This window comes from Acinetobacter sp. V116_7, assembly GCF_056735735.1.
This window is the reverse complement of the sequence record NZ_JBWZIF010000012.1, coordinates 1-16090: the sequence shown is the minus strand read 5'-3', so window position 1 is coordinate 16090 and position 16090 is coordinate 1. Positions and strand designations below refer to the sequence as shown.

Below are 16090 nucleotides of genomic sequence, written 5' to 3'. Positions count from 1 at the left end.
ATAATTCCAACAGATTGTTACGTAAGGGGAAATGGAGTTACAAAAAAGATGACCATGTTTTAACCATTTGAAAGATAAGAGATATACTTAAAAAAGCAGGATTGTTAAGCTGCGTGTGGACAGTGGTATTGATAGAAACATGGCAAGTAAAAAACGTAGTAAAGGTACAAACTCATTCTCTCTAAGTGAGCATTTTGGCAAGATTATTCTTGCTTGTATTGCTGCGGGAAGTTTTGCGATTGCATTTGGTAGTGAAAAGATTTCGCAGTGGTTTTCACCTTTAAGTACTAACTCGACTTGCCTTAATCAGTTCTATCGAGAAGTTCCCCCTGCTTTAAATAAAGATAGCTTAAAAAAAGACAGTTATCCGCTGTGTTTTAATGGCTTTAATGTCTTGTATTCAGGCATTTCTAAAACGCCGTTATGGTCGGCTGAGCATTTAAATGCAGAACGTTTGAGTGTCAAAATTAAGCGTGAAGACAACTTCCATGAAGAAACCCGTATTGATCAAAAGCATCGAGCACTATTAAGTGATTATCGTGGTTCAGGCTATGACCGTGGTCATATGGCACCGAATGGTGATATGCCAAATAAAAGCTCACAGTCTGATAGCTTCTCGTTAAGTAATATGGTGCCGCAAGCGCCTAAGAATAATCAGGAAGTTTGGCGTAAACTTGAAGAAGCCACACGTGCCCTTGCGACCAAGCAAAAACAAGATGTATATGTTGTTACTGGCCCTGTTTTTGAGGGCAAACGCCTTAAAACCATTGGTAAGGGTGTCATTGTTCCAACCGCAGTTTATAAAGCGGTGTATATGCCAAAAACTGGCGCTATTGGGGCTTACTACGCACCCAACAATAACTCTCTGCAAGTGAAAGTGGTGAGTGTTTGTTACCTTGAAGAACGTTTAGGCGTTAATCTGTTTCCACAGTTAACTGAGCAACAAAAGCGTAATGTCTATCGTCTACCTTTAACGGCAGCTTCGGTTAAGCCAAATCAGAAGCTAGACTATTTACATTGGGATGGCGAGAGTCAATGTGAGCAGGACTTAAACGCCGATCAAATTAAAGCGCTACAAGACCAGTTTAAAAAACAAAAAAGTGGTTCATCAGAACCAATGGAAGCAAAAGTTCCAACGATTGACGAAGAAACACGCCAAGCGATTGTGAAGCAACTGGTTGAAGCATTAGTGAACTATTTCTTGCAAATAATGAAATAAACAGCTTTTTTGATTGTTATTGCAAAACCGTAAATGTTTAAAATAGAATCCATAGACAGATCTGTCTATGGATTCTATTTTAATAAGGACAATAACAATGTTTGCCTCGATGTTTCTTTTTTCATTTGCAATGTCTATTACCCCCGGTCCAGTGAATACCGTCATTTTATCAACCAGTTTAAATCATGGTTTAAAGAGATCGCTTCCCTATATTTCAGGTGCAACCATTGGTTTTACCTTGCTTTTAATTTTTATGGCATTTGGTCTTCAGAGTTTATTAACTCAGTTTCCTGTTGTATTAAAGATTCTTGCGATTTGTGGAACGCTATTTGTCTGTTATATCGGCATAAAAATTATTCTTTCTGCTGCAAATATTTCTATTTCCAGTGTTCCTATAGAACAGATGATTATTCCCAATTTTAAAGATGGGTTCTTATTACAATGGCTGAACCCTAAAGCTTGGTTGGCTTGTGTGTCAGGCATTACCATGTTTACAAGCATTGAAAACCCACAGTCGTTGCCGATCTTTATCGTTATTTATTTCTTTACTTGCTATGTGTGTTTGTTCTTTTGGGGGGTCTGTGGTGATAAATTTTCAGTGGTGCTCAATCAGGGCAACCGTTTGAAATATTTTAATATCTTGATGGGAATATTCTTAATTTTATCGGCTCTTTTAATTTTGATTGATTTTTTTTAAATTGGTCATATTACACTGTGAAGATATAACAACGAGACAAGACCTATGTTTAAGCCATTTGAAAAGGGTACAGAGTCTTCATCAATTGAAGATTTAACATTAGAAAATGATGTCGATTGCATCAGCATTTATGGCAACTTGCAAATCACCAAAGACAAAGTCGGATTAGAACAAGCGAAGGCTTTACAGAGCTTTTTAAACGAAGTGGTTGCGGCTTTGGAAAAAGAAGAATTGCCTGAGAAAATTGAACGACCAGCTGAACAAGAAATTAATAATCCGTTTTTATAATTTATGCATTCTATCTGTGATGCTTAATATAGTCGTACTGCCATACAGTCTTTAGTACCACGTTAGGTCTTATTGAGTTTGTATAGACATTTCTTACTTTTGAAAGACCAAAAGTAAGCAAAAGTCTTTTGTTGATCAGAGGGTACTTCCGTGTACCCCTGCTCAACAGGTGACATCCATGTCACCCACCGCGATAGCAGATTAAGGCTATATATAAAGAATTAATCCTTCTCCCCAGCAACTACCTTATAAATAATTGCCCCAATCACAGCCCCTAAAATCGGTGCTACCCAGAACAACCACAACTGGCTTAAAGCAGCAGTTTCAGCAAAGAACGCAACACCTGTACTACGTGCAGGGTTTACCGAAGTGTTCGTCACCGGAATACTGATTAAGTGAATGAGTGTTAAGCCCAAACCAATCGCGATAGGAGCGAAGCCAGCAGGCGCACGGCGATCAGTTGCCCCTAAAATAATGATTAAGAAGAACGCTGTAAGAACCACTTCAATAATGAAAGCAGAACCTAAGCCAAACTTGTTTGGTGATAAGTCACCGAAACCATTCGAAGCAAAACCACCAACACCGCTAAAGCCCGCTTGGCCTTGAGCAATAATGTAGAGAACAAATGCAGCAGCAGTCGCACCGACCACTTGAGCAACGATATAGGGAATTAAATCTTTAACATCGAAGCGGCCGCCGACCCAAAGGCCAACACTTACCGCGGGATTAAAATGTCCACCTGAGATATGCCCTAGAGCATAGGCGCCTGTCAGTACGGTTAAACCAAAGGCAAGGGCTACACCTGCAAAGCCAATACCAAGTTCAGGGAAAGCTGCGGCTAATACTGCACTACCACAACCACCAAAGACTAGCCAAAACGTACCTAGAAATTCAGCAAAATATTTATTCATTCTGATTACTCATTTATTTAATCTATTTTAATTAATGTGAATTACGTCACATAAATTTGAAGCATGTGACTATATGAAATTTTTGTTTTCAGTGTTGTTTTAATCAAGAAAAGATTTGTAAGTTTTGGTTGGTTATTCTTTGTCTAAAAAATGATCCCTCCATTGCTGTGGTGTTTGATTGGTCCAATGCTTAAAAGCTCTTTGAAAAGCACTTTGTTCCGAGTAACAAAGCAAAAGAGCTATCTCTTGCAAGCTTAAATGCGGGTCTTTTAAATACTCGGTTGCGAGCATAAAGCGTACTTGCTGAACGCGTTCCTGAAAGGTGGTGTTTTGTTGTTGTAAGTGTCTTTGAAGTTGCCGCACGGACAGGCCTAATTGAGCAGCTATATATTCAATTTGATATTGATTCTTTTGCAGTCCAGTCAAAATTGAATGCTGTAAACGCTGATCAAGTTGGGTCGAATTTGGTAATTGTTCTAACAGCGCTTGTGCTTGCTGAACCAATAGCTGCTGTAGGGTGTGGTCGGCGCTGCTAAGCGGCTTATGAATTTCCATAATTGGAATAAGCAACTCTGTACGCGGCTGGCTAAAACGAACTGGACATTGGAAGTATTGTTCATAAACCCTGATATTTTTAGGGGCAGCATTTAAGAAATGTACTTCATGTAAATGCACATCCTCATGAGACATAAAAAGACGTAAGAACTGAATCACCAGTGCAATCGCGATTTCATCAGTAAGCTGAGTAGGGTGTAGTTCTGTGGCTTCCCAGCGAATAGAACCATATCTTCCTTGTAACTCAACGACTAAAGGGCTGCCGTCATAAATCAGACGGTGAAAATCATGATAGCGAATTAAGGCTTCACCTAAGTTATCGCAAGAGAGCGCTAGGTAGGCAATAATCCCTAAGTGTTTGGGTTGCACATATTTGGCAATTTCTAGCCCTAATCCCGGCTTCGGGTCCAGTTTATAAATCACTTCTAATAGATCACGCCAAACCACATAGTCAAAGCGTTCCAGATTTTGAATTTGCTCTAATTGTTCAGGAATAGCTAACTGATTGGCCTCGCAATAAGCTTTTAATAGATGTCCCAGTCCTCCATATACTGAGCCTGTATAATTTTTTAGTTGTGGCATCCGTGACCACCTCTTTCTTGTCGTGATTTGTCAATGAAACCATAAATTCTGGTCAATACCTAGCATAACGAATTTTATATGCTGAATAAAAAGAAAAAGGAGTTAGGTGATGTTAAAAGGGTTTATTGCCGGAATTGCGGTTGCAAATGCGTTTGAATGGGTGGCACACAAATATATTTTGCATGGTGTACACCGTGCTGGAAAACCGCGCTATAGCCCAGTACCAAAGAGTATGGAATCACATTGGGCACACCATCGTGAAGTCCGTAAACAACAATTCCATGATGATTGCTATGTTGAGGGCGTTGGAAACTGGCGAACTAAAAATGAGTTAATTTCGCTTGCTGTGGTGGCAACTGTTTCAAGCGCAATTTTTTACCCGTTTTCAAAAGGTATGGCTCTCGCAGCTTGGTATAGTGCAGGAAATTATTATTATATTCATCGCCGTGCGCATTTAGAGCCTGACTGGGCAAAGCGTAAAATTCCATGGCATTACGATCACCACATGAACTCTAATCAAGATGCCAATTGGTGTGTGACTAAACCTTGGTTTGATTATGTAATGGGAACACGGGTGGTGTCGTCGGCAGATTTAAAAGAACAAAATCCTTTGGGTGTGCATTTACCTGCTGCGTTTGCTAGACCGCTGTCTCAAGCAGTAGAGAAAATCTTTCCTGCAAAATGGGTCGAGAAAAAAGAAAAACCTCAACTCGTTAGCGACATTAATTCGGTCGATGGTGCTGCGTAAAAAATAAAGGGGCATATCGCCCCTTTAAATATTAATAAGCTTACAAGCGCATTTCGATACCTTGTTCAGCTAAATATTGTTTAGCTTCTGGAATCGTATATTGGCCAAAGTGGAAAATACTTGCTGCCAATACTGCGTCTGCACCACCTTGTAAAATACCGTCTGCAAGATGTTGTAAGTTGCCCACACCACCCGAAGCAATGGTTGGAATGGTAACGCGGTCATTAATGGCACGCATTAAAGCAATGTCGTAACCTGCTTTCGTACCATCGGCATCCATACTGGTAATGAGTAACTCACCCGCACCGTAGTCCGCCATCTGTACTGCCCACTCAATCGCATCAATACCCGTTGGTTTACGGCCACCGTGAGTAAAGATTTCCCATTTGTTATCGCCAGTTTTTTTGGCATCAATCGCAACGACAATACATTGTGCGCCAAAGTGCTGTGACGCTTCTTGAACAAATTCTGGGTTAAATACGGCAGCAGAGTTAATACTTACTTTGTCTGCACCTGCATTTAATAACGCACGAATATCTTCAACCTTACGGACACCACCACCGACAGTTAATGGCACAAATACAGTCTCGGCCATACGTTCAACAGTACGGTAAGTGGTATCGCGTCCATGATGTGTAGCGGTAATGTCTAAGAAAGTAATTTCGTCTGCACCTTGTTCGTTATAGCGACGTGCCACTTCAACAGGGTCGCCAGCATCACGAATATCGAGGAATTGAACGCCTTTAACTACGCGTCCGTTATCAACGTCTAGGCAAGGAATAATACGTTTAGCAAGCATAGCTTTTTCCAAAAATAATCGCCGTTGGTGAAAGTTCCTACACAGGCGCTACACCTTCATGGAGGGAAGAGGTATTCTATCAAACTTCACAGATGTTTTTTGCAGGTTTTCCATGTCGGTTTATACCCCGTTGAGTTTAGATGAAGTTCGCACCTTTGCTGCACCTTATGGATTAGAGGTGTTGGAGCTGAACCCAATTCAGGGAGGTATTCAAAACACCAATTATTTTCTGGTTGATGTAAACCGCAAACAATATGTACTTACCGTGTTTGAAGAGTTAGATGCACAAGGGGCAGGTGAACTTATTCCTGTACTTGAACAATTGGGGACTCATGATGTACCCGTTGCGGTGCCGTTAAAACATAGCGGACAAGCGGTTCATGTGATTGCAGATAAGCCTGCACAGATTGCACCACGTCTCATGGGCCACCATCCCATGCAAACGACAGTAGCGCAAGTTGCCGCAATTGCAGACGCACAGGCGAAGCTACATGTGGCTTTACAAGATTTTCCGCTTGAGCGTGAGTATCGACGTGATCATCAATACTGGACAGGTGTTGCAGAACAGCTTAAGCCAAATATGACACAAGAAGACCAAACGTTACTTGAGCAGGTCTATCAAGCTTTTAATACTAAAACAGTGCAGTATTCAAACCGACCAACAGGTTTTATTCACTCAGATTTGTTCCGTGACAATACTTTGTTTGAAGGTGAGCAATTACAAGGTATTTTAGATTTTTACGAATTAAATCAAGATGAGTTGCTATTTGATATTGCGATTACCATCAATGATTTTTGTACCGAATATCCAGCAGCACATTTAAACTCAGACAAAGTGGTGGCTTACTTAGCGGCATACCAAAAAGTTCGTGTACTTACTTCAGATGAACTTGAGTGTTTAGATATATTCTTGGCAATGGCAGCTTGTCGTTTTTGGTCAATGCGCTTGCAAGTTGCTCAAAAAAATAAAGAAGAAGGACGTACCGGCGATGACATTTTGCAAAAAGACCCGCAGGAAATGCGAGCAATGATGCAAGACCGTTTAAGTCATGTAAAAGCATAAAAGGGAATAAAGATGCGAGATCAGGGGCGATTAGTCGAATGGTTCGACGAAAAAGGTTATGGCTTTATTCAGCCAGATGATGCTGAAAAAGAGCGAGTCTTTTTGCATATTAAAGATTTTGCACGCCCCGGTCCTCGGCCAATTATTGGCTGTGCACTGGAATATCTGATTATTCTCGATGAGCAAGGTCGCTTTCGTGCTCAGCAGGTCACTTATTTAAAAGCATCTCAAACTCGTAAAACATCAAAACCAGTAAAAACACAATCTTCTTTTCAAGCCAGTCCATGGTCTGCAATGCAAATGGGGATCGTGTTTTATTTCGTTTTAATGGGAATTATGAGTTTTATTCATATTTTACCAGCCTATACCTTATTGTTTATTTTAATGATGAATGTGCTGAGTTACTGGCTTTATTCACAAGATAAAGAAGCTGCACAATTGGGTAATCGCCGTGTGCCTGAGCAAACATTGCACATTGTCAGCTTTTTAGGAGGCTGGCCTGCTGCATGGTGGGCACAACAAAAACTGAGACATAAAACACAAAAACAACCATTCCGTAAGATTTATTTTTGTACCATATTCCTTCATTTACTTTTGATTTTGTGGCTAATTTCTCCCTTAAATGTGTTGCGGGGCGCATAAAAGTAAATCGTTTTATTAAACTTGAGAGGTATAAAAATGAATAGTTCTATCGACCAAGATTCAAATCGTACTTTAACACTTATTTTATATGTACTTTATATTGTTGCCATTTTTACAGGCGGCTTACTTGCGGTTATTGCTTTAATTATTAACTACGTAAAACGTTCCGATGTGCAAGGTTCAATTTTTGCGAGCCACTTTACATGGCAAATCCGAACATTCTGGTGGTATCTCGCTTGGAATATTATTGCCTTTCTGCCGTTTATTTTCTTGTTCTTTACAGGTGAAAATACTGACCTATTTGCAGGCGTTGCAATCTCATCGACCGTATTTTGTGTGGGTGTAATTGGTGCTGCATGGATCTGGATTGTATATCGTGCAATTCGTGGATTGATTGCTTTGAATGATAACCGTCCGATGTATCAATAAATCATGATTATTGAACATGTGCATTTGAGTATAAAGTCTGGGCAAAGTGAAGCATTTCTTGAGGCTTTTGAGCAGGCGAAACATATTGTTTATCCAATGGAGGGCTTCAATGCTGTCCAGCTCATTAGACATGCAACTGACCCACATCATTATATTTTAATGATCTCTTGGGATGAGATTGAAAATCATACAGAAGGGTTTAGAAAGTCGGAGGCTTATCAAGAATGGAAGGCATTGCTCCATCCCTTTTATGATCCCATGCCAACGGTTGAGTACTACCAGCCTTGTATTTCATTGAAGAAAAAATAATAGATAAAAAAGAGAGCATTAAGCTCTCTTTTTTATTCTCGAATTCTTTTAGTTTTTTTAATTGGCAACTTAAGTTTTAACTCACTCACTAAAACACCTAATACCACTAAAGCACCACCTAAAAGAGCAATAACTGGTAAACGCTCACCCGCAATTCGACCAATAATTCCTGCCCAAACAGGTTCTCCTGCATAGATAATTGCAGCACGGGAAGGATCAACCATACGTTGAGCCCAGTTCATCACAAATTGAATAAGTGCACTGGCTAAACCTAATGCAACAGCAAGGAGTACAAGTGGCCATGAAAATGCAGGAATTGTATGTTCACCCACCATAGGCATAATGGCAAAAGAAACCAGAGAGGCTACACCGAGTTGAATGACGGTGACGCGACGTAAATTTACTTTTCCAGCAAAGTAACTAATAAAAATAATTTCTAAAGCAATCGCAAGTGATCCGAGTACTGTTACAAGCTGTCCAAAATTTAAGGAGATTTGTTCAAAACCATTACCTGTCAATAAAATAAGGCCAGCAAAAGCAAGGACTGCTCCCACCCAAGTCATAATGTGTGGAACTTTTCTAAAGATGAGCCACATTAAAATAGGTACAAGCGGAACATAGAGCGCTGTTAAAAAAGCCGACTCACTACTTGGAATGGTTTGAAGACCAATCGTCTGTGTGCCATAACCTGCTGCAATTACAAGACCAATCGTGCTGCCAGCACCTAGATCTTTTAAAGTAACGCCTTTCATACTCTTGAAAGAAATAAGCAGCAAGGTAAGCGCCGCGACAGCAAAGCGGCAGCCCACAAAAAACATAGGCGATGAAAAATTCAGTGCATATTGCACAGTAAGGAATGTTCCACCCCAAATGATCGTAATCAAAACGAGTGCTAACTGTGGGGCTTTGCTTGAACTCAAAGAAATTGGTGACATATTCAAATTAGAAAGAATTGTGCAATATACTGCACATATTGCGCTATTCTTCTATTTTGTGCAATATATTGCTCATATTTTATTTGCTGCGTTAATTTATGAGCCAGTCCAGTACCGTTTTACAGCATGTCGGCACAAACATTCGTTCCTTAAGAGATGAACGAGATTTAAGCCAACAGGACTTGGCCGATCAGGCAGGGGTGAGCAGACGGACAATTGCAGCTTTGGAAACAGGGCAAGTTAATATTAGCCTAGCTAAACTTGATGCAATTGCAGCAGTGTTGGGCGTAGACTTTAGAACGATTGTGAGTGCACCTGAGCATAAAGAACAAGCTTTGGTCAATGCACTTGCTTGGCAAGGTGAAACAGAAGAAAGCAAAGCGACTTTTTTGGCTTCAGTTCCATCGCGTTCGCAAGTTGAGCTTTGGACATGGTCGTTAGCAGTGGGGGAGTCTTATGTTGCTGAAGCAGACCCAGAAGGATGGCAAGAGCTTATTTATGTATTAGAAGGTGAGTTAACTATACAATTTGCAGATAGTTCAAAAACCATCGTTGCTGGTTCTTCATTTATATATGCTAGTTCAGTGACTTATACCTATATCAATAGTGGTAACCAAGTACTTAAGTTTATTCGTAATGTGGTGTATTGATTTTAAATTCTTTATAAAATCACATGAGTTATTAAATTTTATATAAAGAATTTCTCTTATTTAAAAATTTGTAAGCTTAATTCTAAACAAAAAATAAGAAGAACAATAAATAAGGCAAGTTATAATATTTCTTGTGTAATGAAATTATTTTTAACTCGTTTTAATAGAAAAAAAGATACAGAAATGAAATTTTTATTAAGTTCGCAAGATATTCAGAACTATAAATTTATATGGCAGGTTTCTAAAGAAAATTATAAGAAACAGAAGAGTAGTATGTTTCTCATGTTTTTATTAGTGATGTTTTCAGCATTCTTTACAACATTGTTGCCATACCTGCTGAAAATTATTATCGACTATTCTGCACACGAATATAACTTTTTCCTCACTATTCAACTCCCATTTAATTTTTTATATCTACTCGTACTTGCCTATGCGACTGCATGGTTGGTGAATGAGTTATGCCATTGGACGCAAAATATTTTTAGTGCTTATTTGATGGTTGATTTCAAAGGAGCATTAATTTTTGCAGGTTTAAAAAATTATTTAAATCTTAAAAAAGATGAACAAGATCAAATTGAAGCTGGAACAGTAATCAGTGATCTCGCAAGAGGAAGTTCTGCTTTTGGTGAGATTAATTTAACGTTACTTCTTCATTTGGGGCCAATTATTTTTCAATTGGCAATGATTTTTGCAGTTCTATTTACGACCATTAGCCTAGTCTTTAGTACTAGCTTTTTATTAATAGCTATCATTATTTTCCTAGTTTCCTTTCATATAAATAAAACAAGTAGTTCACTATTCGATGCGATGTACCAAAAAGATAATCAGGTGAATAGTCATTTGATACATCAGATATCTAACTCCTATGAAATTAAAGTGAAAAATGCAGTACCGTTTCAGTTATCGAAGTTTAATGAAACGCTCAATTTATCCATTACAACAGCTAAAGATAGGAATAAGAAAATAGGACTATTGATGATTTCTCAATTATTCATGATTTTTCTATTCTTACTTATTTTTATGTTATTTACCGTATTTCTTTCAACTGAAAAGCAATTAACTCCGGGTGCTTTTGTATTAATAAGTACTTATATTATTCAACTTACCAATCCATTTTTGGCCGTTTCCCAAAGCCTAATGCGCTTAAATGGAAACTTTGTGGCCTTAGCAAAATACCGACAGTATTTTAATCTCAAGAAAGAACAATATACGTCTTCTGCTATTCAACATTCTGAAGTCCTCTTCCAATTTGTAAATGCTCAATTTTTATTAGGAAAAAGAGCAGTAGATCAATTTAATTTAACAATATTAGCCAATAAAACATATGTCGTGATTGGTCCAACAGGTCTAGGTAAGACTTCTCTGATGAATTATTTAATGGGGGTATACCAGATTCAATCAGGACAGCTTTTGTATAAAAGCATTGATATTAGCCATAACTTTTCCAAGCCTATTTTTGATGAGGTCATTTATGTTGCACAGCAGCCAGTTATTTTTCCTTATTCTTTAAGAGAGAATTTGGTCTATAACTCTCAGCATATATATGAAGATTCTTACTTACTTCAGATGCTTGAGCAGTTTAATTTATTGCATATTTTGAAAAAACATCAATTAACGCTCGATGATGATCTAACTGAAATTTATAAGAATTTTTCAGGAGGAGAAAAGCAAAGAATTTGTATTCTTCGAGGTCTTTTGGCTCGTCCTCAACTCATAATCTTAGATGAACCGACTGCAGCTTTAGATGTAGGTACTGCAAAAAATATACTTAAATATATTCAGCAGGTCGTTCCATCAGTGATTATGATTACGCATTCACCTTATGCAATGGAGCTTGCAGATGAGGTGATTGATTTAGAAAAGTTATTAAATTAAAGATTATTAAGAAATAAAAAAGAGCCTAAACAGGCTCTTTTTTTACATCTTAAAAATTAAAGACGGTTTTCATCTAACAAAAGCTGAGCTTCACGAAGGTTTAGAGTGCCTTCATAAATTGCACGACCTGTGATTGCACCTAAAATGCCCGGTTTGCCTTTTAAGTTACGAACGTCATCAAGGTTAGTTACGCCACCTGAAGCAATCACTGGTAAACCTGAGTATTGAGCCAAGTTTACAGTCTGCTCAACGTTTACCCCTTGCATCATACCGTCACGCGCAATGTCTGTATAAACAATGCTAGACACGCCTGCATCTGCAAAACGTTTTGCTAAATCAGTTGCTTTAACGTCAGTAACGTTTGCCCAGCCGTCAGTTGCAACCATACCATTCATGGCATCAATACCAACAATGATGTGGCCAGCAAAGCGCTTACAAGCTTCTTCTACAAATTCAGGCTCTTGAACTGCTTTAGTACCAATAATGACAAAAGTCACGCCAGCTTCTAAGTAGTGTTCGATAGTCTCTAGTGAGCGAATACCACCACCAATTTGAATTGGTAATTCTGGCTGAGCTTTAGCAATTGCTTCAACAACAGGCTTATGAATTGGGGTACCTGCGAAAGCGCCATTCAAATCAACCAAATGCAAACGACGTGCGCCTTCATTTACCCAATGCTGGGCAGTTGCAACTGGATCGTCAGAGAAAACGGTATCGTCTTCCATACGCCCTTGTTTTAAACGCACACATTTACCATCTTTCAGGTCAATTGCTGGAATGATTAGCATGCTTCCGCTCCTTGCTTCATCATGATTATGAAATTGTGCACATCTTAGCAAAGTATTGATCAATCGCTAAGCCTTAGAAAAGACTTTTATAACTTTACGTTTGAAGTGCGGTTTGAATCGTTTGTGAAATGTGAGCAGGTAATAGTTCTTGCTTTCTGAGCTCTTCAAATACCAATAATGCAGCATACGCATCGGCGGCAGCGTAGCTTATTTGTTGTGATGTAAGTGGCTTTCGTGCCCAATTTGAAGTTCCAACTTTTTTCGACTTTGCAAGATACTGCCCAAATAGTAGTGCAATCGCTTTTTGAACCCCCATTTGCTGGGTAAAACCAAAGTGACTAAAGCTTTTAGCTAGATCGACACAACTTTCCAGCTCAATGCCTTTTTTATGAAAAATGTGTTTGTCATTTTTAAGGCCAAAGCCAACTTTAATTTGCTGAGAGTTAGACAAAATGGGCTGTAAAAATTTTAAAGTTGATGAATTTACATGAAATAAATAGGCTTTTTTTGCTGTGGCAAGCTGAATCAAATGTGGACCTGTCGAGACTTCACCTACCCGAAAAGTCGGTTTAGATTCAGAATCAAAGCCCAAAACTACAGCGTTTTTTAATTCTTCTTCAATAGTTTTGCATTGCTCAATATTTTCAATCACGACAATATTTTGATAGTGAAGATTTTCAAAAGGAGGGAGCTGCTGAATAGAGGCTTTATCAAGGAGGGGAGAGGCTTCGGACATATTTAACAGCGTACAAAAGAATTGAGCTATTAGCTTTATATATGAATAAAGCCTAGAGAACTAGGCTTTATGACAGTCTTTAAAAATTATTGAGACTGAGACGGTGTACCAATGACAACGCTTTCGCTTTTTTCAACATAACCTTCATAGGTCGGAGCCATGATTGTGGCAACAATAGCAAAAACAAAAGCAAGCGGAATCAGGATAATATAAATCCAGCCTAAAACGCGTTCCCAACCAGGGGTAGGGCGCTGCGGGCCGTAATCATTATTGCCCTCTGTACCTTTTGCCGCAAAGAGATAAATCATAAAAATGAGGTTTACGAAAGGGATAAGCATCAGCAATGATAGCCATCCTGTATTATTGCGGTCATGCAAACGGCGAATTGTAAATACAAAGCTTACATAGAGGCAGACAATATAAAGAATGGCGATAACAATCATGCCTGCTGTAGAAAGGCCTGTTAGTTCCTGACTAGATGTAAATCCAAAAGTGAATGCGATGGCAACAACAACGATGCCGATGACGAGTGAAAATAAGAATGTCCAAGCAGCATAAGAGAGTCGTCCAAAACGACCATTAGCTTTAAAAGGGGAATCTTGTTGAAGTGGCTGATTTTCGAAAGGTGAATTCATTTTGTTTTCCTGATCATTTGGTTTTATTTAATAGTATAAATATTCAATATTTTGTTGAATAAAACATCATTCTATAAATGATTAGTTATTATTGTAAATAAAAAAAGATCAGGTCATCTAGACCTGATCTTTTTCAGTTTTAAATCAGATTAAATATTCCATTCCACAAAGTTTTTAAGTAACTGCAAACCAGCAGTATGACTTTTCTCTGGGTGGAATTGGGTCGCGAATAAATTATCTTTGTGAATCGCTGTGCAGAAGTTCACACCATACTCACAAGTCGCAGCCATAACGCTTTCATCTTTTGGTTCGACGTAGTAGCTATGTACAAAGTAGAAGCGAGCATCTTGTTCGATGTTGTTCCACATTGGATGGCTTGGGTCCATTTGGTGAACTTGGTTCCAGCCCATGTGTGGTACTTTTAAACCTTCCATTTGAGGGAAGTGCTTTACTACACCGTCAAAAATACCGAGTGCGTCTACACCGCCATTTTCCTCGGAACTTTGTAGTAATGCTTGCATACCTACACAAATCGCAAGAACTGGCTTATTAAAAGCAGCTTTACGTACGACTTCATCAATACCTGCTTCACGCATGCCTTGCATGCAGTCACGCATTGCACCAACGCCCGGAAAAACTATTTTGTCGGCTTGTGCAATTAATTTTGGATCATTGGTCACATCGACTGTAGCGCCCACATGCTCAAGTGCTTTAGCTGCTGAGTGTAGATTGCCCATGCCATAATCAAGTAACGCGATACGTGTCATTAGAGGCTACCTTTTGTCGATGCAATCGTGTTTTCTGCACGTGGATCAACTTCACATGCCATACGTAAAGCACGAGCTAGTGCTTTGAACACACTTTCAATTTGATGGTGGCTATTTTTACCTTTCAAATTATCAATGTGTAAGGTCATAAGCGCATGGTTTACGAAACCTTGGAAAAACTCAGAGAATAAATCGACATCAAAGGTACCGATGCGTGCACGAGTAAATGGAATATCCATGAATAAACCCGGACGACCAGATAAATCTACAACAACGCGAGATAAAGCTTCATCTAATGGAGCATAAAAATGACCATAGCGTTTTAAACCTTTTTTATCGCCTAAAGCTTGTGCAAAAGCTTGTCCAAGCGTGATTCCACAGTCTTCTACGGTGTGGTGATCATCAATCTCGAGGTCTCCGTCACAATGAATATCGATATCAAATAAGCCATGTCGCTTGATTTGATCAATCATATGGTCTAAAAATGGAACTCCAGTGTTTAGTGTGCCTTGACCAGTACCGTCGAGATTTAATCGAACTCGAATTTTGGTTTCATTGGTATTTCTAACCACTTCACTGATACGTTGCGTCATGGACACGTTCCTCAAAAAACGTCAAAAATGATTGGATGTTAACGACAATTTCGCTGTGACGAATTCGTGACAGCATCATAGTTTGCTCAGGAGGGTTAATCAATGCCTATTACCGTACATGCTTATAGTTCTCTAGATAATTCAGAGATCCGCGATCAGCTTGAGCGTTTGTATGATACAAGTCCGGAGTTTGGTGACGGGCACGATGCGATTGAACAACTTGAACAAGATTTACAACAGTATACCACGCTATACACTGCTGAATTTAACACCAAAATTATAGGTGCAATCTGGTCTTCAGGACAAGGCGAAAGCAAGGTCCTTGAATATATTGTTGTTCACCCTGCTAACCGTGGTCGTGGGGTAGCTGAGCGCTTGGTTGAAGAAGCTTGTCGTATAGAAGAGTCAAAAGGCGTTAAAATTTTTGAGCCGGGCTGCGGCGCAATTCATCGTTGTTTGGCTCATATTGGTAAATTACATCATTAACAGCCTAGTCCGTATGTGGCGGTGATTTAAAAATAATCACTTGTTACAAAAAATACGGAAGTTGCTTGACGTGGTCATATAAACATTGTTTAATACGCCCACTTCGGCGTGATAGCTCAGTAGGTAGAGCAACGGATTGAAAATCCGTGTGTCCCCAGTTCGATCCTGGGTCTCGCCACCATTATTTGTGTTTTCAATCCCTGATCCCATCAGGGATTTTTTTTAAGTATAAAAAATACTCAGTTAAATCAAAAACTCAGGATAATTGTTGACTATTGTTCTGAGATACGGCTTAATACAGGCCAACGGCGTGATAGCTCAGTAGGTAGAGCAACGGATTGAAAATCCGTGTGTCCCCAGTTCGATCCTGGGTCTCGCCACCA

The 16090-nt window shown here is 39.2% G+C and carries 20 protein-coding genes and 2 tRNA genes; 13 read left to right on the top strand and 9 right to left on the bottom strand.

Annotation, left to right across the window (positions count from 1 at the left end; translation table 11 throughout):
* Window positions 1–139: 139 nt before the first annotated feature.
* The 3 genes from AC1PJP_RS02715 (at window position 140) to AC1PJP_RS02705 (ending at window position 2204) form a co-directional block, all read left to right on the top strand.
* The gene (locus tag AC1PJP_RS02715) at window positions 140–1219 is read left to right on the top strand and encodes a DNA/RNA non-specific endonuclease (protein ID WP_479766489.1); all 1080 of its coding nucleotides are present in this window, start codon (window positions 140–142) and stop codon (window positions 1217–1219) included.
* A gap of 97 nt (window positions 1220–1316) precedes the next feature.
* Window positions 1317–1916 carry a LysE family translocator gene (locus AC1PJP_RS02710; protein WP_013196658.1) on the top strand — a complete coding sequence of 200 codons (600 nt, stop codon included), beginning with the start codon at window positions 1317–1319 and terminating at the stop codon, window positions 1914–1916.
* Window positions 1917–1961: 45 nt separating this feature from the next.
* The gene (locus AC1PJP_RS02705) at window positions 1962–2204 is read left to right on the top strand and encodes a hypothetical protein (protein ID WP_013196659.1); all 243 of its coding nucleotides are present in this window, start codon (window positions 1962–1964) and stop codon (window positions 2202–2204) included.
* 221 nt (window positions 2205–2425) lie between these two features.
* On the opposite strand, the gene aqpZ is transcribed toward AC1PJP_RS02705, so the two are convergent.
* Window positions 2426–3115, bottom strand: a complete 690-nt coding sequence (aqpZ, locus tag AC1PJP_RS02700) for an aquaporin Z (protein WP_005300839.1) — start codon at window positions 3113–3115, stop codon at window positions 2426–2428.
* Between the two features lie 132 nt (window positions 3116–3247).
* The gene (locus AC1PJP_RS02695) at window positions 3248–4252 is read right to left on the bottom strand and encodes an AraC family transcriptional regulator (protein ID WP_322005501.1); all 1005 of its coding nucleotides are present in this window, start codon (window positions 4250–4252) and stop codon (window positions 3248–3250) included.
* Between the two features lie 109 nt (window positions 4253–4361).
* Between AC1PJP_RS02695 and AC1PJP_RS02690 the strand changes: the two genes are divergently transcribed.
* Window positions 4362–5000, top strand: coding sequence for a hypothetical protein (locus AC1PJP_RS02690; protein ID WP_479766488.1), 639 nt, complete (start codon window positions 4362–4364; stop codon window positions 4998–5000).
* Between the two features lie 40 nt (window positions 5001–5040).
* On the opposite strand, the gene hisF is transcribed toward AC1PJP_RS02690, so the two are convergent.
* Entirely contained in the window at window positions 5041–5799 is a 759-nt protein-coding gene (gene hisF / locus AC1PJP_RS02685; protein ID WP_004789907.1) for an imidazole glycerol phosphate synthase subunit HisF, read from the bottom strand.
* Window positions 5800–5911: 112 nt separating this feature from the next.
* Between hisF and AC1PJP_RS02680 the strand changes: the two genes are divergently transcribed.
* From AC1PJP_RS02680 to AC1PJP_RS02665, 4 genes are read left to right on the top strand one after another with little or no spacing between them, the layout of a single operon-like run.
* Window positions 5912–6862, top strand: a complete 951-nt coding sequence (locus tag AC1PJP_RS02680) for a homoserine kinase (RefSeq protein WP_267531278.1) — start codon at window positions 5912–5914, stop codon at window positions 6860–6862.
* Window positions 6863–6874: 12 nt separating this feature from the next.
* Window positions 6875–7504, top strand: coding sequence for a DUF1294 domain-containing protein (locus tag AC1PJP_RS02675; protein ID WP_107880528.1), 630 nt, complete (start codon window positions 6875–6877; stop codon window positions 7502–7504).
* Between the two features lie 36 nt (window positions 7505–7540).
* A complete protein-coding gene (locus AC1PJP_RS02670) occupies window positions 7541–7933 on the top strand; it encodes a DUF4870 family protein (RefSeq protein WP_016139947.1) in 393 nt (130 codons plus the stop codon).
* Between the two features lie 3 nt (window positions 7934–7936).
* Complete coding sequence (locus tag AC1PJP_RS02665) at window positions 7937–8242, top strand: antibiotic biosynthesis monooxygenase family protein (protein WP_192836230.1); 306 nt, start codon at window positions 7937–7939, stop codon at window positions 8240–8242.
* Window positions 8243–8274: 32 nt separating this feature from the next.
* Here the strand turns inward: AC1PJP_RS02665 and AC1PJP_RS02660 are convergent, their stop codons facing one another.
* Window positions 8275–9177 (bottom strand): DMT family transporter, encoded by a 903-nt coding sequence (locus AC1PJP_RS02660; RefSeq protein WP_192836231.1) that lies wholly within the window; start codon window positions 9175–9177, stop codon window positions 8275–8277.
* A 98-nt stretch (window positions 9178–9275) separates the two neighbouring features.
* Between AC1PJP_RS02660 and AC1PJP_RS02655 the strand changes: the two genes are divergently transcribed.
* Both AC1PJP_RS02655 and AC1PJP_RS02650 read left to right on the top strand, forming a co-directional pair.
* Window positions 9276–9827, top strand: coding sequence for a helix-turn-helix domain-containing protein (locus AC1PJP_RS02655; RefSeq protein ID WP_192836232.1), 552 nt, complete (start codon window positions 9276–9278; stop codon window positions 9825–9827).
* Between the two features lie 183 nt (window positions 9828–10010).
* On the top strand, window positions 10011–11702 hold the full coding sequence (locus AC1PJP_RS02650) for an ATP-binding cassette domain-containing protein (protein ID WP_479766487.1): 1692 nt from the start codon (window positions 10011–10013) through the stop codon (window positions 11700–11702).
* 56 nt (window positions 11703–11758) lie between these two features.
* Here the strand turns inward: AC1PJP_RS02650 and hisA are convergent, their stop codons facing one another.
* The 5 genes from hisA to hisB form a co-directional block, all read right to left on the bottom strand.
* A complete protein-coding gene (gene hisA / locus AC1PJP_RS02645) occupies window positions 11759–12490 on the bottom strand; it encodes a 1-(5-phosphoribosyl)-5-[(5-phosphoribosylamino)methylideneamino]imidazole-4-carboxamide isomerase (protein ID WP_002052186.1) in 732 nt (243 codons plus the stop codon).
* A 94-nt stretch (window positions 12491–12584) separates the two neighbouring features.
* Complete coding sequence (locus tag AC1PJP_RS02640) at window positions 12585–13226, bottom strand: 3'-5' exonuclease (RefSeq protein WP_250375069.1); 642 nt, start codon at window positions 13224–13226, stop codon at window positions 12585–12587.
* Between the two features lie 86 nt (window positions 13227–13312).
* Window positions 13313–13861, bottom strand: a complete 549-nt coding sequence (locus AC1PJP_RS02635; RefSeq protein ID WP_151988698.1) for a DUF805 domain-containing protein — start codon at window positions 13859–13861, stop codon at window positions 13313–13315.
* Between the two features lie 149 nt (window positions 13862–14010).
* A complete protein-coding gene (gene hisH, locus AC1PJP_RS02630) occupies window positions 14011–14628 on the bottom strand; it encodes an imidazole glycerol phosphate synthase subunit HisH (protein WP_250375070.1) in 618 nt (205 codons plus the stop codon).
* The gene (gene hisB, locus AC1PJP_RS02625) at window positions 14628–15221 is read right to left on the bottom strand and encodes an imidazoleglycerol-phosphate dehydratase HisB (protein ID WP_002116767.1); all 594 of its coding nucleotides are present in this window, start codon (window positions 15219–15221) and stop codon (window positions 14628–14630) included. Before hisB ends, hisH begins: the two co-directional genes overlap by 1 nt.
* A gap of 102 nt (window positions 15222–15323) precedes the next feature.
* On the opposite strand from hisB, the gene AC1PJP_RS02620 reads away from it, so the two are divergent.
* From AC1PJP_RS02620 to AC1PJP_RS02610, 3 genes are all read left to right on the top strand, one after another.
* Entirely contained in the window at window positions 15324–15707 is a 384-nt protein-coding gene (locus tag AC1PJP_RS02620; RefSeq protein ID WP_004789887.1) for a GNAT family N-acetyltransferase, read from the top strand.
* A gap of 105 nt (window positions 15708–15812) precedes the next feature.
* Window positions 15813–15888: transfer RNA gene (locus AC1PJP_RS02615), tRNA-Phe, on the top strand.
* A 126-nt stretch (window positions 15889–16014) separates the two neighbouring features.
* Window positions 16015–16090 (top strand) — tRNA-Phe (locus tag AC1PJP_RS02610).

Excerpts from the sequence above, each read along its gene's own strand:
- AC1PJP_RS02665 (WP_192836230.1), top strand. The coding sequence starts at position 7,937 with ATGATTATTGAACATGTGCATTTGAGTATAAAGTCTGGGCAAAGTGAA.
- AC1PJP_RS02650 (WP_479766487.1), top strand. The coding sequence starts at position 10,011 with ATGAAATTTTTATTAAGTTCGCAAGATATTCAGAACTATAAATTTATA.
- AC1PJP_RS02670 (WP_016139947.1), top strand. The coding sequence starts at position 7,541 with ATGAATAGTTCTATCGACCAAGATTCAAATCGTACTTTAACACTTATT.
- AC1PJP_RS02660 (WP_192836231.1), bottom strand. The coding sequence starts at position 9,177 with ATGTCACCAATTTCTTTGAGTTCAAGCAAAGCCCCACAGTTAGCACTC.
- AC1PJP_RS02620 (WP_004789887.1), top strand. The coding sequence starts at position 15,324 with ATGCCTATTACCGTACATGCTTATAGTTCTCTAGATAATTCAGAGATC.
- AC1PJP_RS02690 (WP_479766488.1), top strand. The coding sequence starts at position 4,362 with ATGTTAAAAGGGTTTATTGCCGGAATTGCGGTTGCAAATGCGTTTGAA.
- AC1PJP_RS02705 (WP_013196659.1), top strand. The coding sequence starts at position 1,962 with ATGTTTAAGCCATTTGAAAAGGGTACAGAGTCTTCATCAATTGAAGAT.
- AC1PJP_RS02675 (WP_107880528.1), top strand. The coding sequence starts at position 6,875 with ATGCGAGATCAGGGGCGATTAGTCGAATGGTTCGACGAAAAAGGTTAT.
- AC1PJP_RS02715 (WP_479766489.1), top strand. The coding sequence starts at position 140 with ATGGCAAGTAAAAAACGTAGTAAAGGTACAAACTCATTCTCTCTAAGT.
- AC1PJP_RS02680 (WP_267531278.1), top strand. The coding sequence starts at position 5,912 with ATGTCGGTTTATACCCCGTTGAGTTTAGATGAAGTTCGCACCTTTGCT.
- AC1PJP_RS02635 (WP_151988698.1), bottom strand. The coding sequence starts at position 13,861 with ATGAATTCACCTTTCGAAAATCAGCCACTTCAACAAGATTCCCCTTTT.
- hisB (WP_002116767.1), bottom strand. The coding sequence starts at position 15,221 with ATGACGCAACGTATCAGTGAAGTGGTTAGAAATACCAATGAAACCAAA.
- AC1PJP_RS02695 (WP_322005501.1), bottom strand. The coding sequence starts at position 4,252 with ATGCCACAACTAAAAAATTATACAGGCTCAGTATATGGAGGACTGGGA.
- AC1PJP_RS02640 (WP_250375069.1), bottom strand. The coding sequence starts at position 13,226 with ATGTCCGAAGCCTCTCCCCTCCTTGATAAAGCCTCTATTCAGCAGCTC.
- hisF (WP_004789907.1), bottom strand. The coding sequence starts at position 5,799 with ATGCTTGCTAAACGTATTATTCCTTGCCTAGACGTTGATAACGGACGC.
- AC1PJP_RS02710 (WP_013196658.1), top strand. The coding sequence starts at position 1,317 with ATGTTTGCCTCGATGTTTCTTTTTTCATTTGCAATGTCTATTACCCCC.
- hisH (WP_250375070.1), bottom strand. The coding sequence starts at position 14,628 with ATGACACGTATCGCGTTACTTGATTATGGCATGGGCAATCTACACTCA.
- aqpZ (WP_005300839.1), bottom strand. The coding sequence starts at position 3,115 with ATGAATAAATATTTTGCTGAATTTCTAGGTACGTTTTGGCTAGTCTTT.
- AC1PJP_RS02655 (WP_192836232.1), top strand. The coding sequence starts at position 9,276 with ATGAGCCAGTCCAGTACCGTTTTACAGCATGTCGGCACAAACATTCGT.
- hisA (WP_002052186.1), bottom strand. The coding sequence starts at position 12,490 with ATGCTAATCATTCCAGCAATTGACCTGAAAGATGGTAAATGTGTGCGT.